Origin of the sequence: Nocardioides immobilis (assembly GCF_003515065.1) — a bacterium.
Taxonomy (GTDB): domain Bacteria; phylum Actinomycetota; class Actinomycetes; order Propionibacteriales; family Nocardioidaceae; genus Nocardioides; species Nocardioides immobilis.
This window is the reverse complement of record NZ_QXGH01000009.1, coordinates 179232-199880: the sequence shown is the minus strand read 5'-3', so window position 1 is coordinate 199880 and position 20649 is coordinate 179232. Positions and strand designations below refer to the sequence as shown.

Annotated in this window: 21 protein-coding genes; 13 read left to right on the top strand and 8 right to left on the bottom strand. The window is 73.3% G+C overall.

Annotated features, from left to right (window positions below):
* The first annotated feature begins 22 nt into the window (after window positions 1-22).
* Entirely contained in the window at window positions 23-3274 is a 3252-nt protein-coding gene (locus tag D0Z08_RS01870; protein ID WP_118922061.1) for an ATP-dependent helicase, read from the top strand.
* Window positions 3271-6507 (top strand): ATP-dependent helicase, encoded by a 3237-nt coding sequence (locus D0Z08_RS01865; protein ID WP_245993519.1) that lies wholly within the window; start codon window positions 3271-3273, stop codon window positions 6505-6507. The genes D0Z08_RS01870 and D0Z08_RS01865 overlap by 4 nt, the downstream gene beginning before the upstream one ends.
* An 8-nt stretch (window positions 6508-6515) precedes the next feature.
* Here the strand turns inward: D0Z08_RS01865 and D0Z08_RS01860 are convergent, their stop codons facing one another.
* The gene (locus D0Z08_RS01860; RefSeq protein ID WP_118922059.1) at window positions 6516-7019 is read right to left on the bottom strand and encodes an OsmC family protein; all 504 of its coding nucleotides are present in this window, start codon (window positions 7017-7019) and stop codon (window positions 6516-6518) included.
* 54 nt (window positions 7020-7073) lie between these two features.
* Here D0Z08_RS01860 and nudC point away from each other — a divergent pair, with 54 nt between their 5' ends.
* Entirely contained in the window at window positions 7074-7985 is a 912-nt protein-coding gene (gene nudC, locus D0Z08_RS01855; protein ID WP_118922057.1) for an NAD(+) diphosphatase, read from the top strand.
* 21 nt (window positions 7986-8006) lie between these two features.
* Here the strand turns inward: nudC and D0Z08_RS01850 are convergent, their stop codons facing one another.
* Window positions 8007-8255 (bottom strand): mycoredoxin, encoded by a 249-nt coding sequence (locus tag D0Z08_RS01850; RefSeq protein ID WP_118922055.1) that lies wholly within the window; start codon window positions 8253-8255, stop codon window positions 8007-8009.
* Between the two features lie 110 nt (window positions 8256-8365).
* Between D0Z08_RS01850 and D0Z08_RS01845 the strand changes: the two genes are divergently transcribed.
* The 5 genes from D0Z08_RS01845 (at window position 8366) to D0Z08_RS31870 (ending at window position 11832) form a co-directional block, all read left to right on the top strand.
* Window positions 8366-10423, top strand: coding sequence for an ATP-dependent helicase (locus D0Z08_RS01845; protein ID WP_118922717.1), 2058 nt, complete (start codon window positions 8366-8368; stop codon window positions 10421-10423).
* A gap of 183 nt (window positions 10424-10606) precedes the next feature.
* On the top strand, window positions 10607-10849 hold the full coding sequence (locus D0Z08_RS31605; protein WP_147381285.1) for a hypothetical protein: 243 nt from the start codon (window positions 10607-10609) through the stop codon (window positions 10847-10849).
* 159 nt (window positions 10850-11008) lie between these two features.
* Window positions 11009-11320 (top strand): WhiB family transcriptional regulator, encoded by a 312-nt coding sequence (locus D0Z08_RS01835; protein WP_118922051.1) that lies wholly within the window; start codon window positions 11009-11011, stop codon window positions 11318-11320.
* 70 nt (window positions 11321-11390) lie between these two features.
* A complete protein-coding gene (locus D0Z08_RS01830) occupies window positions 11391-11552 on the top strand; it encodes a hypothetical protein (RefSeq protein WP_245993516.1) in 162 nt (53 codons plus the stop codon).
* A gap of 115 nt (window positions 11553-11667) precedes the next feature.
* On the top strand, window positions 11668-11832 hold the full coding sequence (locus tag D0Z08_RS31870) for a hypothetical protein (protein ID WP_182481092.1): 165 nt from the start codon (window positions 11668-11670) through the stop codon (window positions 11830-11832).
* On the opposite strand, the gene D0Z08_RS01825 is transcribed toward D0Z08_RS31870, so the two are convergent.
* The 4 genes from D0Z08_RS01825 to D0Z08_RS01810 form a co-directional block, all read right to left on the bottom strand.
* On the bottom strand, window positions 11823-13040 hold the full coding sequence (locus tag D0Z08_RS01825; protein ID WP_220453975.1) for an MFS transporter: 1218 nt from the start codon (window positions 13038-13040) through the stop codon (window positions 11823-11825). The two genes, D0Z08_RS31870 and D0Z08_RS01825, sit on opposite strands and share 10 nt — an antisense overlap.
* Window positions 13041-13093: 53 nt before the next feature.
* Window positions 13094-13726, bottom strand: a complete 633-nt coding sequence (locus D0Z08_RS01820; protein ID WP_118922047.1) for a GntR family transcriptional regulator — start codon at window positions 13724-13726, stop codon at window positions 13094-13096.
* A gap of 67 nt (window positions 13727-13793) precedes the next feature.
* Window positions 13794-14657, bottom strand: coding sequence for a hypothetical protein (locus D0Z08_RS01815; RefSeq protein WP_118922045.1), 864 nt, complete (start codon window positions 14655-14657; stop codon window positions 13794-13796).
* A 117-nt stretch (window positions 14658-14774) separates the two neighbouring features.
* Complete coding sequence (locus D0Z08_RS01810; protein ID WP_220454011.1) at window positions 14775-14933, bottom strand: DUF5679 domain-containing protein; 159 nt, start codon at window positions 14931-14933, stop codon at window positions 14775-14777.
* A 140-nt stretch (window positions 14934-15073) separates the two neighbouring features.
* Here D0Z08_RS01810 and D0Z08_RS01805 point away from each other — a divergent pair, with 140 nt between their 5' ends.
* From D0Z08_RS01805 to D0Z08_RS01795, 3 genes are all read left to right on the top strand, one after another.
* On the top strand, window positions 15074-15874 hold the full coding sequence (locus D0Z08_RS01805; RefSeq protein WP_118922041.1) for an enoyl-CoA hydratase/isomerase family protein: 801 nt from the start codon (window positions 15074-15076) through the stop codon (window positions 15872-15874).
* Between the two features lie 377 nt (window positions 15875-16251).
* Complete coding sequence (locus D0Z08_RS01800) at window positions 16252-17331, top strand: PHP domain-containing protein (RefSeq protein ID WP_118922039.1); 1080 nt, start codon at window positions 16252-16254, stop codon at window positions 17329-17331.
* Window positions 17328-17879 carry a M48 metallopeptidase family protein gene (locus tag D0Z08_RS01795; RefSeq protein WP_118922037.1) on the top strand — a complete coding sequence of 184 codons (552 nt, stop codon included), beginning with the start codon at window positions 17328-17330 and terminating at the stop codon, window positions 17877-17879. The genes D0Z08_RS01800 and D0Z08_RS01795 overlap by 4 nt, the downstream gene beginning before the upstream one ends.
* Window positions 17880-17891: 12 nt before the next feature.
* On the opposite strand, the gene D0Z08_RS01790 is transcribed toward D0Z08_RS01795, so the two are convergent.
* Both D0Z08_RS01790 and D0Z08_RS01785 read right to left on the bottom strand, forming a co-directional pair.
* A complete protein-coding gene (locus D0Z08_RS01790) occupies window positions 17892-18434 on the bottom strand; it encodes an NUDIX hydrolase (protein WP_118922035.1) in 543 nt (180 codons plus the stop codon).
* A complete protein-coding gene (locus D0Z08_RS01785; protein WP_118922033.1) occupies window positions 18431-19804 on the bottom strand; it encodes a zinc-dependent metalloprotease in 1374 nt (457 codons plus the stop codon). The genes D0Z08_RS01790 and D0Z08_RS01785 overlap by 4 nt, the downstream gene beginning before the upstream one ends.
* Before the next feature lie 22 nt (window positions 19805-19826).
* On the opposite strand from D0Z08_RS01785, the gene D0Z08_RS01780 reads away from it, so the two are divergent.
* Together D0Z08_RS01780 and D0Z08_RS01775 are read left to right on the top strand one after the other, a co-directional pair.
* Entirely contained in the window at window positions 19827-20252 is a 426-nt protein-coding gene (locus D0Z08_RS01780) for a molybdenum cofactor biosynthesis protein MoaE (RefSeq protein ID WP_245993512.1), read from the top strand.
* Window positions 20253-20286: 34 nt separating this feature from the next.
* Window positions 20287-20583 carry a hypothetical protein gene (locus D0Z08_RS01775; protein ID WP_118922029.1) on the top strand — a complete coding sequence of 99 codons (297 nt, stop codon included), beginning with the start codon at window positions 20287-20289 and terminating at the stop codon, window positions 20581-20583.
* The last annotated feature ends 66 nt before the right edge of the window (window positions 20584-20649 follow it).

Sequence of the window (20649 nt, the reverse complement as noted above, 5' to 3'; positions counted from 1 at the left end):
GGATGGTTGGGTGTGCGGTGTCATGACCGCTGCCCCCACGACGACCAGGTTCCATCTCGCCCCGCCGCGCGCCGCCGCACCGGCGCCCGAGCTCGACGAGCACCAGCAGCGCGTCGTCGACCACCCCGGCGGGCCGCTGCTCGTGCTCGCCGGCCCCGGCACCGGCAAGACGACGACGATGGTCGAGGCGATCGTCGACCGGATCGAGCGGCGCGGCGCCGACCCCGACTCGGTGCTGGCGCTGACCTTCTCCCGCAAGGCGGCCGAGCAGCTGCGTGACCAGGTGACCGCACGGCTCGGCCGGACGACGGCCACCCAGCTGAGCGCGACGTTCCACTCCTTCGCCTACGGCCTCGTCCGACGGTTCGCGCCGGCCGGGCTCTACGAGGGGCCGCTGCGGCTGCTCTCCGCGCCGGAGCAGGACGTGGTCCTCCGCGAGCTGCTCACCGACCACCCCGAGTCCGTCGTGTGGCCCGACCGGCTGCGCCATGCGCTCGGCACGCGCGGCTTCGCGCGCGAGGTGCACGCCGTGCTCGCCCGGGCTCGGGAGAAGGGGCTCGACGGCGCCGACCTGCGCCGGCTCGGCGAGGCCGAGCACATCGAGGAGTACGTCGCCGCGGGGTTGTTCCTGGAGCAGTACCTCGACTCCCTCGACAGCCAGGGCGCCACCGATTACGCCGACCTGATCCGGCGGGCCCGGATCGAGGCCGAGGTGCACCGCGACGAGCTGCGGGCGCAGTACCACCACGTGTTCGTCGACGAGTACCAGGACACCGACCCCGGCCAGGTCGCCCTGCTCCGGGCGATCGCCGGCGAGGGACGCGACCTGGTGGTGGTCGGCGACCCGCACCAGTCGATCTACGGCTTCCGCGGGGCGGAGGTGCGGGGGATCCTCGAGTTCCCGACGTCGTTCCCGGCCGACGACGGGTCCCCGGCCCCCGTCGTCGCGCTCCGGACCACCCGGCGGTTCGGGCCGCGGGTGCTGACGGCTGCCCAGCGGGTCGCCGGACGGATCGGCCTGCCGGGTTCGATCGACCCGGCGGCGCGCGAGGCGTTCCTGTCGCCCGTCGCCGTGGGTGGCGCGGGTGGGGACCGGGTCACGGTGCGGACGTTCGACACCGAGCGGGCCGAGGCGGAGCACCTGGCCGACCTGCTCCGTCGCGCCCACCTCGAGGGCGGCATCGCGTGGCACGACATGGCCGTCCTGGTGCGGTCCGGACGCGGCAGCATCCCGCCGCTGCGGCGGGCGCTGGGCGCGGCCGGGGTGCCGGTCGAGGTGGCCAGCGACGAGCTGCCTCTCGTGCGCGACCCCGCCGTGCTGCCGCTGATCGAAGCGCTGCGCGCGGTCGTTCACCTCCACAAGGACCCTGACGTCGATGTCGGCAGCATCGACGTGGTCGACGCCGGGCGGGCCGAGGCGCTGCTCACCGGTCCGCTGGGGGGTCTCGACGCCGGCGACGTACGACGCCTCGCCCGCCTGCTCCGCAACCGCGAGAAGGACCGCGCCCAGGCCGAGGGCGGGACGCCCCGGTCGTCGGCGACGCTGGTGCGGCTCGCCGTGGTCGACGCATCCCTGCTCGACGGGATCGCCGGTCCCGAGGCCGACCGGGCGCGGGCGCTGGCCCGCCTGCTCGCCTCCGCCCGCGAACGGCTCGACGCGGGCGCCGGCGCCGAGGACCTGCTGTGGCAGCTCTGGTCCGGCACCTCGTGGCCCCAGCGGCTGCGCCGCGGGGTCGACGCCGGGGGCGGCGCGGCGCGCCGCGCCCACCGCGACCTCGATGCGGTGTGCGCGCTCTTCGACATCGCCGCCCGCGCGGCCGAGCGCCGCGAGCACCTCGGCGTGACGCCGTTCCTCGAGAGCCTCGTGCAGCAGGAGATCCCCGCCGACACACTCGCCGACCGCGGCGTGCGGGGGAGCGCCGTACGCCTCCTCACCGCGCACCGGAGCAAGGGCCTGGAGTGGCGGCTGGTCGTCGTCGCCCACGCGCAGGCCGAGGGGTGGCCCGACCTGCGCCGGCGGGCGACCCTGCTGCGCGCGGACCAGATCGGCGAGGGTCGCGTCGTTCCCGCGGTGACGTCCCGCGAGCTGCTGATGGAGGAGCGACGCCTGTTCTACGTCGCGTGCACCCGCGCGCGGGAGCAGCTGTTCGTCACCGCGGTGAAGTCTCCCGACGACGAGGGCGAGCAGCCGTCCCGCTTCCTCGACGAGCTCGGCCTCGACATCGGCCACGTCGTCGGCCGGCCGCGACGGCCGCTGTCGTTGCCCGGCCTGGTGGCCGAGCTGCGCCGTACCGTCGCGGACCCGGCCTCCGACGAGGCGCTCCGCGCGGCGGCCGCGAGCCGGCTCGCGCGGCTGGCCGGTGAGACCACCCACGACGGTCACCGGCGCCTGGTGCCCGCCGCCGACCCCGGCACCTGGTGGGGCACCCGCGCCGCGTCGCGGTCGGCGACGCCGATCCGCGACGCCGACGGCCCGGTCCCGGTGTCGGCGAGCATGCTCGAGGGGCTCGCGACCTGTCCGACGCAGTGGTTCCTCTCCCGCGAGGCCGGCGGCGTCGCGCGCGCCCACCAGTCCGCCAACGTCGGTGAGCTCGTCCACGCACTGGCCGAGCGGGTGGCCTCGGGCGACGCGCCCGCCGACCCCGATGCGCTGCTCGCGCTCGTCGACGAGGTCTGGGACCGGCTCGACTTCCGGACGCCCTGGTCGAAGCAGCGAGAGCACGACCGGGTCCGGGCGGCGCTCGAACGGTTCGTCGAGTGGCACGAGGCCAACCCGCGGGAGGTGGTCGGGCTCGAGACCGACTTCTCGACCGTCGTCGAGCTCGGCGACGGCGAGCGGGTCCGGCTCAACGGCGCTGCCGACCGGATCGAGCTCGACCTCGACGGCCGGGTGGTCGTGGTCGACCTCAAGACCGGACGCTCGAAGCCGAGCGACCCGGCGGTCAAGGCCCACGTGCAGCTCGCGCTCTACCAGTACGCCGTCGACCACGGCGCGCTCGACCCGCCCGACGAGGACCGGACGCCGTTGCGGGCCGGCGGCGCCGAGCTGGTCCAGCTCGGCCTGACCGACGGCAAGGACGGCGCCACCGTCCAGCAGCAGCCGGCGCACGACGAGGACGGGTCGGAGCGCGACGAGCTCCGCGTGCGGCTGGCGCGAGCGGCCGGCCTGGTCCGCGACGAGACGTTCCCGGCGATTCCCGGGCAGCACTGCCGGTCGTGCACGTTCGTGCCGCTGTGCCCGGCGAAGAGCAGCGGTTCGGTGGTGGCCCAGTGAGTGCACCAGTGAGCGAGCCGGCGGCCTTCCCCGCGATCCGCATCGACACGCCCGCCGACCTGCAGGCGGCGATGCAGGCGAAGTTCCCGCCGAGCCCCGAGCAGTGGGCGGCGATCTCGGCGCCACTGCGGCCGGCCGTGGTGATCGCCGGCGCCGGCTCCGGCAAGACCACGCTGATGGCCGCGCGCGTGGTCTACCTGGTGCTGACCGGGCAGGTGCGGCCCGACCAGGTGCTGGGGCTGACGTTCACCACGAAGGCGGCCGCGGAGCTGCGCCACCGGATCCGGACCGCGCTCCAGGACGCGGGTGCGCTCGACCTGATGGGCGTGGACGACCAGGGCGACGAGGTGCTCGAGCCGACCGTGTCGACGTACAACGCGTACGCCGCGGGCCTGCTCGTCGACCACGGCCTCCGGATCGGGCACGAGCCCGACACCCGGGTGATCACCGACGCCGCGCGCTACCAGCTCGGCGCCCGGGCGATCGACCGGTTCACGGGCGAGATCGAGCTGCTGACCGACCACCCCGAGACCGCGATCCAGAACCTGCTGGCACTCGACTCCGCGATGAGCGAGCACCTGGTGACGCCGGAGCGGGTGCTGGTGCACGACGCCGAGGCACGGCGTGGGTTCGAGCGGGCGCGGGACGAGGAGCTGGCCGGCAAGGCCCGCAAGACGTACGTCGACAAGGTCGAGGGCGCCCTGTCCGCCATCACCCGGCGCGCCGAGCTGCTGCAGCTGGTGGCGGCGTACCGGCGGCTGAAGCGCGACCTCGGGCTGATGGACTTCTCCGACCAGATCGAGCTCGGCGCCCGGTTGGCGGCCGAGCGACCCGAGGTGGGCGAGATCGAGGGGGGCAGGTTCAAGGTCGTGCTGCTCGACGAGTACCAGGACACCTCGGTCGCGCAGGCGATCATGCTGTCGCGGCTGTTCGGCCACGGCCACGCGGTCACCGCGGTCGGCGACCCCAACCAGGCGATCTACGGCTGGCGCGGAGCGTCGGTGTCGAACATCCTCAACTTCCCGGAGACGTTCCCGGCGGCGGAGGGGCGCGTGGCGTCGTACCCCCTCACCATCAACCGGCGCTCGGAACGCCGGATCCTCGACGTGGCCAACGAGCTCGCGAACCCGCTCTACGAGGCGCTCGAGCAGCGCGGGGTCGGTGTGGCGCGGCTGCGGGCACCCGCCGACGCGGGGGCGGGCGAGGTCACGGCGCGGGTCTTCGAGACGCAGCGCGAGGAGCTCGCGTGGCTGCCCGGCGCGGTGCGCGAGGTGTGGAACGGGGAGCAGGGCGACTGGGCCCGGATCGGCGTCCTGACCCGCGACAACGCGCACGCCGCCGATGTCTTCGACGCACTGACGGCGGCCGGGATCCCCGTCGAGATCGTGGGTCTGTCCGGACTGCTGCGGCTGCCCGAGATCGCGGAGGTCGTGGCCGTCCTGCGGCTGCTCCACGACGTCACCGACAACGCAGCGATGCTCACCCTGCTCGGCGGCCCACGCTGGGCGATCGGGCCGCGTGACCTGCGCCTCCTGGGGCGGAGGGCAGCCGAGCTCACCGGGCGGCGGGGGCGCGGCGAGCGGTTCGACTCGCTCGGCGACCATCTGGTCGCGATCGCCGACGGCATCGACCCGGCCGAGATCCCGTGTCTCGACGACGCGCTCGCCGACCCGGGGGAGGGCGACTTCTCGGTGGAGGCGCGCGAGCGGTTCGCCCTGCTCCACGGCGAGCTGCGGGTGCTGCGGGCCGCGGTCGGCGAGCCGCTGCTCGACCTGGTCCGGCGGATCATCGACACCACCGGCGTCGACGTCGAGCTGTCGTCGGCGGTCAGCCCGGCGGCGGCTGCGCGTCGCGACAACCTCGACCTCTTCGTGAAGGCCGTCGCGGACTTCCGCGCGGTCGACGGCGACGTGACCCTGCCGGCGCTGCTGGCCTACCTGACCGCTGAGGACGACCAGGGCAACGGGCTCGACGTCGCCACCCCGTCCGAGGCCGACTCGGTGAAGCTGCTGACCGTGCACCGGTCGAAGGGGCTGGAGTGGGACTCGGTCTTCTGCGTGGGCGTGTGCGAGTCCCGGTTCCCGTCGTCGCAGGGACGGCCGCTGTGGACCTCGTCGCCGTCCGTGCTGCCGGCGCCGCTCCGCGGCGATGCCGACGACCTGCCGCAGCTGCGCGGCTTCGACAAGGCCGCGCTCGACGACTACCGCCGGCGGGCCAACGACCACGAAGCGGCGGAGGAGCTGCGACTGGGCTACGTCGCGTTCACCCGGGCCGCGCGCCGGCTGTCGGTCACCTCGTTCCTGTGGGGGCCGCGGCAGCGCCCCTTCGGCCCGTCCGCCTACCAGGAGGTGGTGCGGGAGCTGATGTCCGACTGGGGCGTCGCCCCCGAGCAGTGGTTGGCGAAGCCGGAGAAGGGCGACCCCAACCCGTACGCCGACGAGGACCCCTCCGCTCCCTGGCCGGTCGCGGGCGTGGGCGAGGAGGCCCGACTGCGCCTGGCGGCAGCGGAGCTGGTCCGCGCGGCCGACCCGGACGGGCCCGACCCCGAGCTCGACCTGGTTGCGACTGCGCGCGTCGCCGACTGGGACGCCGAGATCGACCGGCTCCTCGCGGAAGCCCGCCAGGACCGCAGCGGTGAGGTCGTCGTACCCCGGCCGGAGGCGTTGTCCGCCACCGCGCTCGCTCGGCTGCGCGACGACGCCGAGGGCTTCGCAGCCGACCTGGCCCGGCCGATGCCCCGGCAGCCGTCTCCGTCGGCGCGGTTCGGCACCCGCTTCCACGCGTGGGTCGAGGCGCGCTTCGGTCAGCAGGGCCTCTTCGACCCCGATGAGCTCTCCGGTCGCGCCGACGCCGGTATCGAGGACGAGGCCGACCTGAAGGAGCTGATCGCGACCTTCGAGGCGGGCCCGTTCGGGAGCCGGGTGCCGTTCGCCGTCGAGGCGCCGTTCGCCCTGGTGCTCGCGGGCCAGGTCGTCCGCGGCCGGATCGACGCCGTCTACGACGAGGGCGACGATCGCTACCTGGTGGTGGACTGGAAGACCAACGCCCGCCAGACCGCCGACCCGCTCCAGCTCGCGCTCTACCGCCTCGCCTGGGCCGAGCTGCGGGGCGTCCCTGTCGAGCAGGTGCGCGCGGCGTTCTACTACGTCAGGTCAGGTGAGCTGGTCGTGCCCGACGGGCTGCCCGGGCGGGATGAGGTCGAGCGGCTGATCCAGGGGCCAGAACCTGACTGACCCGTCAGTCAGGCCCGCACGACCCTCATCTCCGGCGGCGACGCAAGCGTCTGGCCGACGACGCAGTAGCGCTCGGTGGCCCGGGCGAGGCGCTCGAGGGCGGCGTCGTCGGCGTCGGTGTCGACGGCCAGCGTCACCACGATGTCCTGGACGCCGATCGGCGCGGAGCGGTCGACGCCGAGGGTGCCGCGCGCGTCCCACCAGCCGTCGGCGGCGAGGGCGGCGGAGCGGATCTCGACCCCGATCGCGGTGGCGACGGCACGAAGGGTCACGCCGGCGCAGGCCAGCAGCGCCTCGAGGAGCAGGTCCGCCGAGCACGCGTCCTGCCCGTCGCCGCCCGCGGCGGGATGCAGGCCCGCGCGCACCGGCCCGGCGAAGCCGTCGACGGTGGCCGTGACGCCGAGGTCGCGGTAGTCGCCGCGGGCCGCGGTCGGCGTACGCGCGGACCCGGGGTCGGCCTTGTACTTCTCCTTGACCGGGGCCTGCGCGGCCCGCAACGTCGCAGCGTCCATGGCTCATCATGACGCGCTGGTCAACGGCCTGGGGTGGATGCTTAGGCTCGGCCCGTGGACTTCGCGCACCTCGCCCTCGCCCGCGACCCGCACGACCGGCTCGGCCTGCGCCGTACGGACGACGGCTGGCTCGACGAGCGCTGGGCGGACCCGGGGGGCCGGGTGCTCGTGGTGTCCGGCACCCGGGTCCGGCCGCGCGACGGCGGGCTGGAGTGGCTGCCGACGGCCGACGCGCCGGACGGCGTACGTGTCCTGCTCGGCGACCGCGACGGCACGACCTGGTGGGCGGTCATCGTCGACGCAGCGTTGGCGAAGGCGGAGGAGGGCCAGTGGTTCCCGTTGCGGGGGCTGTTGCCGTTCTTGAGCGGTGACGCCATCAGTACGGCGCCGCTCGTGTTCCACGCGCTCGGCCTGGCGGAGTGGCACTGGGCGACCCGCTTCTGTCCGCGCTGCGGGGGCGGTCTGGTGCCGCGGGCGGCCGGCCACGAGCTGGTCTGCGAGCAGTGCGGCAAGCCGCAGTTCCCGCGTACGGACCCGGCGGTGATCATGCTGGTAGCGGCGGGAGACCCGGGCAGCGACGACGAGCGGTGCCTGCTCGGCCGCGGGCCGCAGTGGCCGGAGGGACGGTTCTCGACGCTGGCCGGCTTCTGCGAGCCGGGGGAGACGCTCGAGGACGCGGTCCGGCGCGAGGTGCTCGAGGAGACCGGGGTGGTCGTCGGCGAGGTGACCTACTTCGGCAACCAGCCGTGGCCGCTGCCCAGCAGCCTGATGCTCGGCTTCCTCGGCCGCGCCGTGACCGAGCAGATCAGCCTCGACGACTCCGAGGTCGTGGAAGCGCGCTGGCTGACCCGCGCCCAGATGCGCGAGGAGGCCGAGGCGGGCACGCTGGTGCTCCCCGGCGGGGTGTCGATCAGTCGCTCACTCGTCGAGCACTGGTACGGCGGACCGCTGCCGGGCAGCTGGTGACCGGTACGGCGACCGGACCGGTCAGCCGACCAGGGCGGCGATCTTGCCCTTGACCTGGGCGACCGACGGGTTGGTGAGCGCCGTACCGTCGTCGAAGACCAGGGTCGGGACCGTCTGGTTGCCGTGGTTGGCGGCCTCGACGATCGCGATGGCTTCCGGGTGCTGCTCGATGTCGACGACCTCGTAGGTGATGCCCTCACGGTCGAGCTGGCCCTTCAGGCGTCGGCAGTAGCCGCACCAGGGGGTCGTGTACATCGTGAACGAGCTCATCGGGAAGTGTCGCCTCCGCGGTCTAGGGTCGCAGGACACGTCGGGGTACCTTCCCGGCCGGTCCGTTCGTACACGCGCAACCTTGATCCCCTGAGGAGTTGTTCCCGATCGTGACGAGTCTCACGTCACAGGCAGAGGCGCTGCTGAGCGCGCTCGACCCCGAGCAGCGCCAGGTCGCCGAGGCGCTGCGCGGGCCGGTGCGGGTCCTGGCCGGCGCCGGCACTGGCAAGACCCGGGCCATCACCCACCGGATCGCCCACGGCGTGCTCACCGGCGTCTACGCGCCGACCGAGGTCCTCGCGGTCACGTTCACGACCCGGGCCGCCGGCGAGCTCCGGCAGCGCCTGCGTCAGCTCGGGGCGCCGGCCGTGCAGGCGCGCACGTTCCACAGCGCGGCGCTCCGGCAGCTGCGCTACTTCTGGCCCCACGTCCACGGCACGGAGCTGCCGACCCTCACCGAGTCCAAGCTGGGGATGCTGGCCGCCGCGACGAGGCGGCTCGGGATCCGGGCCGACCAGGCGTTGCTGCGGGACCTCGCGTCCGAGATCGAGTGGGCCAAGGTGAGCAACGTCGGCCCGGACGACTACCCGCTCATCGCCGCGCGGCACGGCCGCAGCGTGTCCGACCAGCCGCCCGAGACCGTCAGCAAGGTCTTCGCCGGCTACGAGGACGTCAAGCGCGAGCAGCACCGGATGGACATGGAGGACGTGCTGCTCTTCACCGCCGGCGTGCTGGCATCCGACGAGCGGGTCGCGGCCCAGGTGCGGCGGCAGTACAAGTGGTTCGTCGTCGACGAGTTCCAGGACGTCTCGCCCCTCCAGTCGGCACTGCTCGACCTCTGGCTCGGCGGCCGCAACGAGCTCTGCGTGGTGGGCGACCCGGCCCAGACGATCTACTCCTTCGCGGGCGCGGATGCGACGTACCTCCTCGACTTCCCGAAGCGCTACCCCGGCACCACCTCGATCGAGCTGGTCCGCAACTACCGCTCCACGCCCCAGGTTGTCGTCGCCGCCAACACCCTGCTGGCCGGCAGCCCGAGCGCCGGCGTCGAGCTCCGCTCGCAGCAGCCGGCCGGCGCGGCGGTGCGGTTCGGCGGCCATCCCGACGAGGTCGCCGAGGCGTCCTACGTCGCCGACCAGATCGCCGCACTGCAGCGGCGCGGCACCGCGCCCGGGCAGATCGCGGTGCTGTTCCGGATCAACGCCCAGTCCGAGCACTTCGAGGACGCGCTCAGCGACCGCGGCATCCCGTACGTCGTCCGCGGCGCCGCCCGATTCTTCGAGCGGCCGGAGGTGCGCGAGGCCGTCGTCCGGCTGCGCGGGGCGGCACGCTCGGGCGAGACGGCCGACGTGCCCTGGCTCGAGGCGGTGCACGGGGTGCTCGGTGGCATGGGCTGGAGCGCCGAGCCGCCGACCGGCCGCGGCCAGGTGCGGGACCGGTGGGAGTCGTGGCAGGCCCTGGTCACGCAGGCCGACGAGTTCGCGGCCGAGCACGAGGGAGGTGACCTCGTGGCGTTCGTCGAGGACCTCGACCGCCGGGCCGCCGAGCAGCACGCGCCGGCCGCCGACGGCGTGACCCTCGCGACGTTCCACGCAGCCAAGGGCCTGGAGTGGGATGCCGTGTTCTGCACCGGCGTGCAGGACGGCACGGTGCCGATCACCTACGCCGACCGCGACGCGACGGTCGAGGAGGAGCGCCGGCTGCTCTACGTCGGCATGACCCGGGCCCGCACCGACCTCTCTGTCACCTGGGCGGCCGCCCGCAACCCCGGCCAGGCCGCGCGCCGGCAGCCCTCCCGGTTCCTCACGCCGCTGCTGCCCGAGGGTGAGCGGGCGCCGTCCGGTGGCCGCACCCGCAGCAAGGTCGCCCGGTGCCGCGAGTGCAGCCAGCCACTCGGCACCGCCGCGGAGAAGAAGCGGGGGAGGTGCGCCAGCCATCCGGTGCGCTACGACGAGGACCTCTTCGAGCGGCTCAAGGCGTGGCGGCTGGAGCGGGCCCGCGACGACGAGGTGCCGGCGTACGTCGTCTTCACCGACGCCACCCTCGAGCTGATCGCCGAGCACAAGCCGGGCAACGAGACCGCGCTGCGGGCCATCAACGGAGTCGGCCCCAACAAGATCGACAAGTACGGCGAGGACGTGCTCGCGCTGGTCGCAGCCCCGTCCTGAGCGGCCCGTTCGCACCGGTCCAGACCACTCCGAAAGAAAATCTCGAAATAGTCATAAAATGGTTTGCTCATTACATCGAAGCCCGGCTAGCGTATCCCTCACGTACTGACCGACCCGCGCACAAGGGCCCTGACAAAGCCCGCGCCCAACGCACCTGAGGAGGTGGCCACAGTGGAGAACAACATGCGATTCAGCACCGTAGCGCCGGCAATGCCGTCCACGCTCACGCTCCTGTGCGCCACCCCGGCCACCGATCTCCGGACGTACGACGTCCGGAGCGACGTGCGTTTCGGCACGGCGCAGGGTGCTGCCCAGTCCATTTGGGCGAAGCGCGTGCGCGTGACCGCACCGACCACCGGCATGGGACACGTCGGCTTTGCTGCCGGCACTGTCCCGGGTTCTTGGACCTGGAGCCCACCGACCTGATTCCACAAGACTCAGCTCGGCAGCCTCCAGGCCGCGGAACCCGAAACCGGGATCCGCGGCCTTCGTGTTTCTCAGACCAACTTCTGAGCTCACGAAAGCCGTTGACCCGGATCCGATGAAACGACCAACGCGATCAGGTCAGAGACGAGGAGGTGAAAGATGACGACCAGCATTCTCGAGCCGACGCTGAGCAACCTGCACGACGAGGCAGAGCTTGTCGCCGAGCTCGACGCCGACCGACTGCCGTGCCGGGTGAACGACCCGGAGCTGTGGTTCGCGGAGTCCCCCAGCGACGTGGAGTTCGCCAAGACGCTGTGCCAGGACTGCCCCGTCCAGGCGATGTGCCTGACCGGAGCGCTCGAGCGGCGTGAGCCCTGGGGTGTCTGGGGCGGTGAGCTCTTCCTGCAGGGAGTAGTGATCCCCCGCAAGCGGCCCCGCGGCCGGCCCCGCAAGGACGCCACCGCGGCGTAACCGGCATCCACCCTCCGAACCGGAATCAACTCTCAATCCAATGACACAGACTTTGAACTGGAGCAATCAGATGAATCTCATGAACGAAGACCTGGCACGCGCGCATATGCACGCGCGCCTGGGAGAGGCGCAGCAGCTGCGCGAGGCCAAGCTGGCCCGCGCCCGTCGCCTCAGCCGCAAGGCTGAGCGCGCAGCGCAGCAGGCACGCCTCGCCCTTGCTCGCGCTCTCTGACGAGAGGCAGAAACCTCGGAGGACCTCCTCCGGGCCACCTGATCGCGGGTGACAAAGAAGGGGCCGGAGCACGACGTAACCCGTCGGGCTCCGGCCCCGCTGTATTTTTGCCAGCGTGCCGGTGACCTGTGACTTCTGCGGCCGCGTCGCTCCGGGCGACGACGTGCCGCTGACCTGGAGCACCTCGGTCGAGCGGGGCCGGACCCGCCGCTACTGCGAGGACTGCTCGCGCGCGAACCTCCGCTCGATGGAGGGGAAGCTCGACAGCGACTACTGGTGACGGGACGCGCGCCCCCGCGCCGTGAGCGCGACCGGCACGGCCAGCAGGCACAGTACGGCGGTCGCGGCGACTGACGGTCCGAACGAGCCGCCGGCGGCGATGATGCCGACCGCGAGCGACCCGATCCCGGTGCCGGTGTCGAAACCGATGTTCCAGGCCGCGCTCGCCTGGTTGCTGTGCCGCTCCGGGACCGCGGCGAAGGCCGCGACGAGGGTGAGGTTCTGCAGGCCGCCGTAGCTGACGCCGACGAGTGCCATCGCGGCCGGCACCAACAACCCGCGGGGCGCGTCCGGGTCGCCGATGGCCCACGCGATCACGCCGAGGGCGACGGTCGCCAGCAGGAGCAGCGGCGCGAGGAACGGCCGTACGCCGTACCGGTCGGCCGGTGCGCCGAAGCACCATCGGCTGACCGCCGCCGCCCCGGTGAGCGCCAGCAGGCTGACGAGGGACGTCGTGGGATCGATGCCGAACTGCGGGGTGAACGTGATGAGGGCGCCGCCCGCCGTGGTGATCACCATCAGGACGACGATCGCGCTGACCAGGGGTCGCGGGATGCCGCGGGCGCCCCATGCCGGCTGCGCGTGGGGGACCGGGTCCGCTGCGGCGCGGTCGAGCAGCCGCCCCAGCCGTGCGGCGGGGACGATCGCCGCCAGCGGACAGGCCGCGGCGAGCAGGACGGGCGTGAAGCCGACGTGCTCGGCGAGCCAGGGGCTCAGCGGCACGAGCGCGAGCTGGGGCGCCGCGATCGCCAGGCCGTAGGCACCGACGGCGCGGCCCCGCGACGCCGGCGCGACCAGCTGGGCCACGGCGGCGGCGCCGCAGACGGTGAGGACCCCGAAGCCGACCCCGCGCACGGCCGAGAGCGCCAGCACGACCGTCAGGTCGTTGCTCAGCGGATGGAGGAGGGCGGGCGCGCCGAGCAGACCCAGGCCGACGACGAGGGTCGTGCGCCAGCCGATGCGGCGCAGGGCGGCGGGCACGACGGTCTGCGTCATCACGGTGACGAGCATCAGTACGGCGTTGACGGTGCCGACGCCCGCAGCGCCGGCGCCGCCCTGAGCGGCCCAGAGCGGCGCGGTCGGCAGCAGGATCCCGAACCCGGCGAAACCGAGGCCGGTCATCGTGAGCAGCAGCCGGAAGCCGGGCGCGGTCCACACCTCGGGGGAGGCGGGCGCCGTCCTCGGCCTGGTCAGCAGCTCAGCAGTCACGACGAAACGGTATACCAAAGTGGCATGCCGTCATGAATCGGCGGCGGGAGGATTCAGGCGTCCCAGGAGTGGCTGTAGCCCAGTGTCAGATGGCCCTCGACGAGGGCGTCCACCCGCTCGGCGTCGCGGTCGGCGATGGCGTCGTAGAGCGCCTCGTGCTCGCGCGCGATGCCGACCAGGTCGTCGTGCTGGGCCAGCAGCCACCGCATCCGGCTGCGGATGGTGCGCTGGAGCTCGTTGAGCAGCTCGTTGGCCGCCATCGCGGTGACCACCTCGTGGAAGTCGGCAGCGGCGCGGCGCGCGGCGACGGCGTCGCAGGCCCGGGCGGCGCGGAGCTCGGCGTCCACGGTGCCACGGAGCAGCTGGAGGCCCTCGCGGGTCCGACGTTCGACGGCGAGCCGGAACGCGAGCCGCTCGAACGCGGCCCGCACCTCGTGCAGGTCGGCGACGTCGGCCGCGGTGAACTCCCGGACGATCGCCCAGCTGCGTGGCCGTGGGGTCACCAGACCCTCGGTGACGAGCTGCCGGAGGGCGTCGCGGACCGGGATCCGACTCACGCCGAGCTCGCCGGCGAGCTCCCGCTCGACGAGCCGGCTGCCCGGTGCGCGGAGGCCGTCGAGGATCTCGTCCCGGAGCTGCCGGGTGACGCGCTCCGACTCGGAGGCGAAGCCCTGCGGTTCGGTCATGCTGCCTCCCGGGACCTGGATCGGCCGATTCGGTATACCAGCATCGCACGTCATCGTCGTTGGAGACTCAGGGCAGGTCGAACAACAGGTCCCAGGCGCAGCCGCAGTGTGGGTGCCGCAGCCAGCGCACCACTCGCGGGGCGTCCGTGGGACCGAGGTCGACCGTGGTCGACCAGGTGCTCGGCTCGTCGCCCTCGAGGTAGCGGCAGAGGTCGCGGACCGCCCAGGCCAGGGCGAGCCGGTCGAGCACCGGGTCCGTCGGCTCGGTGCCGTCCGCCGCGCGCGCGGCCTGCTCCACCAGGAACGGCCGCCGCGGGTCCAGCTCGGCCTCGTGCGCGTCGACGCAGCGCAGGCAGGCGGTGCGCCCCGGCTCGACGAAGGGGCCGACCCGGCGACCCTCCGCTCCGCCACTCACCAGGAGGTGGGGCGCGCCCGACCGGACCAGGGGGTCGATGCTCTCCCGGACGCTCGGCCCGGTGGTCACGACCAGCCACACCGACGGGGAGGTGTCATCCACCGTGACGCCGGCCGGCCCCAGCAGGTCGGCCAGGATCGCTCGCGCGGGTCCGGGGCAGCGGAGACCGATCCGGTGACCGGCGCGAGCGGCGAGACGCCGTACGCCGTCGGCGCCGAACTGGGCCTGCGTGGCCACCACCTCGGGCTGGGCCGGACCGGTCGCCGCGGGGAACGCCAGTCCCGCCGCCACCAGGGTGTCGAGGGCCCGCGCCGCGACGGGCGTCAGGTCACCCGGGGCCCGGCCTTCGCGGAGGGCGTCGAGCAGAGCCCTCACCTCAGGCGCGTCGGGCACCCGCGCTGCGAGTGGCGGGTCCAGCCCGACCTGGAGGGTGCCCGCGTCGCGTCGTACCACCGCCACGCCGGGCCGCAGCAGCAGCTCGACCGCCGGGGCGGGAGACGTCGATACGGGCGACATGCGAGGAGGCTGGCACGGATGTGCCACTGGCGGCGCCGGCTATCCACAGGCCCCGGACGTGGCTGCGGGCGGCGCCACCGTGAGGTGGGCCGCCCGCTGCGGTTGTCTGAGGTGTGCTCAGGCCTTGCCGAGGATGCGGTTCAGGTTGGTCGAACACACGGGGCAAACGGCCTTGGCCATCCGCGTGCCCTTGTCGTTGACCTTGACCTCACCGGTCGCCTCGCGCTTCTCCTTGCACTTCACGCAGTAGAACTCACCGCTCCAGGTCTCCGCCATGACGGCCTCCTTGTTCTCGTTCATCTTCGGTCGTCGCGACGGGAGGGTCAGGGGAAGCCCGCCGGGGTCCGCGGCATGCGACCGTGAAACCTCCCTGACCCTACGGCACGCCCCGCAGCAGTCGCAGTAGCGTGCCCGGTATGTCTGAAATCAGTACCTTGAGCCATCTGCGGCTCGAGCGGCCCGCTCCCGGGGTCGCGATGCTCGTCCTGGACCTTCCCGAGATGCGCAACGCGATGAGCGACGAGATGACCGAGTCCTGGGTCCGGGCCGTGGACCAGCTGGCCGGAGACACCTCCGTGCGGGCCGTCGTGGTGACCGGCGAGGGGACCGCTTTCTGCTCGGGCGGCAACACGTCGTGGATCGCCGGTGAGCCGGACGCCACGGTCGACCGGCTGCGGTCGCGGATGCTCCCGTTCTATCGCGCCTGGCTGTCGATCCGCCGGCTCGAGGTACCGACCATCGCGGCGATCAACGGGCCCGCGATCGGAGCCGGGCTGGCGATGGCGCTGGCCTGCGACATCCGGTACGCCGCGCGCGGTGCCCGGATGGGGGTGCCCTTCGTGCGCCTCGGGCTGCACCCGGGGATGGCGACGACGTACCTGCTCCCGGAAGTCGTCGGGCCCGCGGTCGCGCGCGACCTGCTGCTCACCGGCCGCTTGGTCGACGCCGACGAGGCGCTCGGACTCGGGCTGGTGTCGCGGGTGCTCGACCCGGACGGCTTCCGCGACCTGGTCGTCGCGACGGCCGCGGAGATCGCAGCGACTGCGCCGATCGCGACCAAGCTGACCAAGCTCGCGCTGCTGCGCGGGCACGCGAGCCTCGAGTCGTGCCTGGAGTGGGAGGCGCTCGCGCAGCCGGTCACGCTGGCGACGGCCGACCTGCAGGAGGGCATCCGGGCCGCGCAGGAGAAGCGGGCGCCGGCGTTCGAGGGGCGCTGACCGCGCCACCTCGCCGTGACATGAGGAGACCCCCGGTTCGCGTCGCGCCGCTTGCCTTCCCCTTGCGAACGGCGGTGGCGACCCGGGGGCCCCATCTGCCGGCAACGCTAGGGAGCCGGGGATGCCCGGTCAATCCACCGACCCCCACACCTGTGGACAACGCTGTGGATGAACCTGTGGATGGAGGCGAACGCCCGTGGAGAGCCGTGGGAGAGGGAGGGTTGGCCTGTGGATGAGCTGGGGAAAGGACACCGCTCGCGGGCGCCGTACGAGCGGGTGACCAGCAACGATGTCGTCCACTGCTCCTCCACCGGCTGTGGACAAAACATTTCTTCGGCTGATTTTCCCGGGCGGGGCCGGACTGAGAAGGTGACCGGATGAGCGCTGCAGGCGACCCGTACGACGGCAGCCCGGTCGCCGCGCTGCGCCGGATCGCGTTCCTGCTCGAGCGGGGGCGCGCCGACACCTTCAAGGTGCAGGCCTACCGCAAGGCGGCCGCCGCGATCCTGCCGCTCCCGGACGACGAGGTGGCCCGCCGCGCCGACGACGGCACCCTGACCGACCTGCCCGGCGTCGGGAGCAGCACGGCGCGCGTGATCGCCGATGCCGTCCAGGGGCGGATGCCGGCCAGGCTGGCCGAGGCCGAGGAGCAGTACGGCGCGCTCCCGGCAACGGGCGGCGAGAAGCTCCGGGCCGCCCTGCGGGGCGACCTCCACTCCCACTCCGACTGGTCCGACGGCGGCTCGCCCATCGAGGAGATGGCGATGACGGCGATGGAGCTCGGTCACGACTACCTCGTGCTCACCGACCACTCGCCGCGCCTCACGATCGCGCGCGGGCTGAGCGCCGAGCGCCTCGCGCGCCAGCTCGAGGTGGTCGACGCGGTCAACACGCACCTGGCGGCGCTCTCCGGGGCAGATCCGTCTGGCCAGTTCAGGCTGCTCAAGGGCATCGAGGTCGACATCCTCGACGACGGCGGGCTCGACCAGACCGAGGAGATGCTGAGCCAGCTGGACGTGCGCGTCGCGAGCGTCCACTCGAAGCTGAAGATGGACCCCGAGCCGATGACCAGGCGGATGGTCGCGGCGATCCGCAACCCGTGGATGAACGTCCTCGGCCACTGCACCGGCCGGCTGGTCACCGGCAACCGCGGCATCCGCCCCCAGTCGCGCTTCGACGCCCGGGCGGTCTTCGAGGCGTGCGCCGAGCACGGCGTGGCGGTCGAGATCAACTCACGCCCCGAGCGCCGGGACCCGCCGACCGAGCTGCTGGAGCTCGCGCGCGACATCGGCTGCCTCTTCTCGATCGACAGCGATGCCCACGCGCCCGGCCAGCTCGACTTCCTGGTGCTGGGCTGTGAGCGGGCCGAAGCCGTCGGGATCGAACCGGACCGGATCGTCAACACCTGGCCCGTCGAGAAGTTGCTGAGCTGGGCGGGCGGTAACGTCAGTACATGAGCGAGCCGACGCCGCAGGTCGAGGTGCGCCGCTCGGGGCGGCGGCGCCGGACCGTGTCGGCGTACGTCGAGGACGACCGGATCGTCGTCCTCGTGCCCGACAACCTGTCGAAGGCCGAGGAGCGCGACTGGGTCCGCAAGATGGTGGCGCGGCTCCAGCGGCGCGAGCAGCGCAGCCGTCGTACCGACGAGGACCTGATGCGGCGCGCGTGCGAGCTCAACGACCGCTACCTCGGTGGGATCGCCGAGCCGCAGTCGGTGAAGTGGGTCGCCAACCAGCGGTCACGCTGGGGGTCGTGCACGCCGGGGGACCGCGCCATCCGGCTCAGTGAGCGGCTGCAGAAGATGCCCGACTGGGTCGTCGACTACGTGCTGATGCACGAGCTCGCGCACCTTCTCGAGCCCGGACACAGCGATGCGTTCTGGGGCTGGGTCGGGCACTACCCGCACACCGAGAAGGCCAAGGGCTACCTGCTCGGCTGGTCGGAGGCGGCGCGGCTCGACCCGCCGCCCGGCACGGACGCGGCGATGCCCGGCGACGCCGACTGAGATGCAGGCTCCTCAGTCGACGAGCGAGCGTGCGATCCCGACCAGGTCGACCATGCCGGGCTCCAGCTCGGGGAGCGCATCGACCGGCCACCAGCGAACGTCCAGCGACTCGTCGCTGACGACCTCGCGCGCGGTCGGCGGCGCGATCGCGACGTAGCGGACGTCGAGGTGCCGGACCTCTCCACGCGGGTCGCAGAACGGCACCGGGTGGACGTCGAGCTGGGCAGGCGCCGCCACCAGCCGCAGGTCGGCGATCCCGGACTCCTCGCGGGCCTCGCGGGCCGCGACCTCTGCGAGGGTCGGGTCGCCGGGCTCGGCATGACCGCCGAACGCGAACCAGCGCCGCGCCTTCCTGTGCAGGTTGAGCAGCACCCGCTCGCCGGCGCTGTCGATGACCAGCGCGCCCGCGGTGATGTGGTCGGGGTACGACGAGCGCCACATGCCGTCGCCCACGCCCTCCAGGTGCGCGACGAACCGGGCTCGCAGCGCCTCCTGTGCTGCGTCGGGCGCGCTCCAGTCGCGCAGCGTCGCCAGCGCGTCAGCGTGGAGCGTCACTCGCCGTCGGGGGAGTCGGGGCCGTCGGGAGCGTCGGTGGCGCCGGCGTCGGGAGAGCCGCCCTCGCTCTCGAGCAGCTTGCGCAGCTCTGCGTCGAACGCGTCCTCGGTGAGGTCCGCCGGCGGGGTGGCGTCGGCGCGGAAGGACAGCGGGTCGTCGAGGTCGGCCGCGGTCGGCAGCAGGTCCGGGTGCATCCACACGCCGTCGCGCGCCTCCGCGCCCGACCGGGTCCGCAGGCCGCCCCACAGGGTGGAGGCGTCCCGCAGCCGGCGGGGCCGCAGCTCCAGACCCACGAGCGCGGCGAACGTCTGCTCGGCCGGACCACCGGCGGCGCGCCGGCGTCGTACGGCCTCGCGGAGCTTGGCCGCCGTCGGCATCCGCTCCTCCGTCGCCTGCCCGACGACCTCGTCGACCCAGCCCTCGACCAGTGCCAGCGCGATCTCGAGCCGGCCCAGCGCGGACTCCTGCTGGGGCGAGACCGGCGGCTCGAACAGGCCGCCCTCGAGGAGCCCCTGCATCGACTCGGGGTCCATCGGGTTGATGCTGCCCATCTGCTCCTGGATGCGCTCCTGCATCTGCTGCACGTTGAGCTCGAGGCCCTGCGCGTAGTCGGTCACCGCACCCAGCAGGTGCTCCCGCAGCCACGGCACGTGCCCGAAGAGACGCTGGTGCGCGGCCTCGCGCAGCGCGAGATAGAGGAGTACGTCGTCCTCGGACACGTCGAGCCCCTCGGCGAACTCCCGGACGTTGCTCATCACCAGCGCGGCCTTGCCGGGCGCGCCGAGGGGGAGCCCGATGTCGGAGGCGGTGAGCACCTCGCCGGCCAGGCCGCCGAGGCCCTGCCCGATCTGCGACGCGAGCATCCCGCCCATGGCCTGGCCGATGATGCCGAGCAGCGGGCCCGCCGACGCCTGCATCTCCTGCGGCAGGGCGCTGCCGATGCCGCTGACCGACTTGGCGGCGACCGGCTCGATGAGCACCTTCCACACCGGGCGCGTCTCGACGACCCAGTCCGCGCGGCTCCACGCCGCGGTCGAGGTCACGCCGGAGGGGAACTCGGTGGCCACGTCGAGCCAGTGGTCGGCGAGCTGCACGGAGTCGGCGACCCGGTCGTGGTCGCGCTGGCCGGGGGAGGGATCCGGCTGTTGCGCGACCGACGACCGGGCCAGGTCGTCGACGACCTTCCAGTTCAGGGGACCTTCGTGCGGCTCCATCATCGCCTTGAACTGGCTGATGATCTGGTTGAAGTCCATCCCGCCGGCGCCGCCGATGCCGGCCATGCCGCTGAGCGGGCCTCCGGGGGCGAAGAACTGCTCGAACGGCGTGCCCTTGAACGGGTTCGGCTGCTCAGGGTCGGGGTCGTTGGCCATGCCCCCAAAGTACTCTGCCGGTGTGAGCAATTCCGTCCGCCTGGTCGCGATCCAGGACACACCCCTGTCCGTCGACGACGTGCTGAAGAGCCTCGACGACGAGGCGTCGGGTGGGCTGGTGGTGTTCGTCGGGCGGGTCCGCGACCACGACCACGGGAAGGGCGTGACCGGCTTGTCCTACTCCGCCCACCCGTCGGCGCTCGACCGGCTGCACGAGGTGTGCGCCCGGGTCGCGGAGGAGTACGACGTCACCGGGGTCGCCGCCGTGCACCGGGTCGGGGACCTCGCGATCGGCGACCTCGCGGTCGTGGTCGCGACGACCGCCGGCCACCGCGGCAGCTCCTTCGAGGCGAGCCGGGCGCTCATCGACACCCTCAAGGCCGAGGTGCCGATCTGGAAGCACCAGATCTTCACCGACGGCACCGAAGAGTGGGTCGGCGCGCCGTAACGGAGCCGCCGCGGCGTCGACGTACTCTCGGCTGGTGGAGATCCTCTTCTGGCTGGTACCGGCCGGCGTCGTCACGCTCGTGACGATGCTGTGGGTCGGCTGGTGGGGGCGCGAGGGCCGCGGCGAGGTCGACCGCGAGACCGCCGCACGCCGGCTGGGGGAGGCCCTGGGCCGGGAGCGGAAGGTGCGCCCCGGCTACGCCGTGGACCGCCGTACGCCGGACCGCAGCACCGGTGTCGCGCTGCGCCCGTCGAAGATGCGGCCCACCGTCATCCCGTCGGTCGGGGAGCCGACGGAGCCCTCGGCCGGTCGCGACCGGCGCGCCTCCTAAAGGCTGCTCCGGGCGGCCCGGGGTCCGACCTTGGGACTCGGTCCCGTTGGCCTTGGCGCTGGGTGA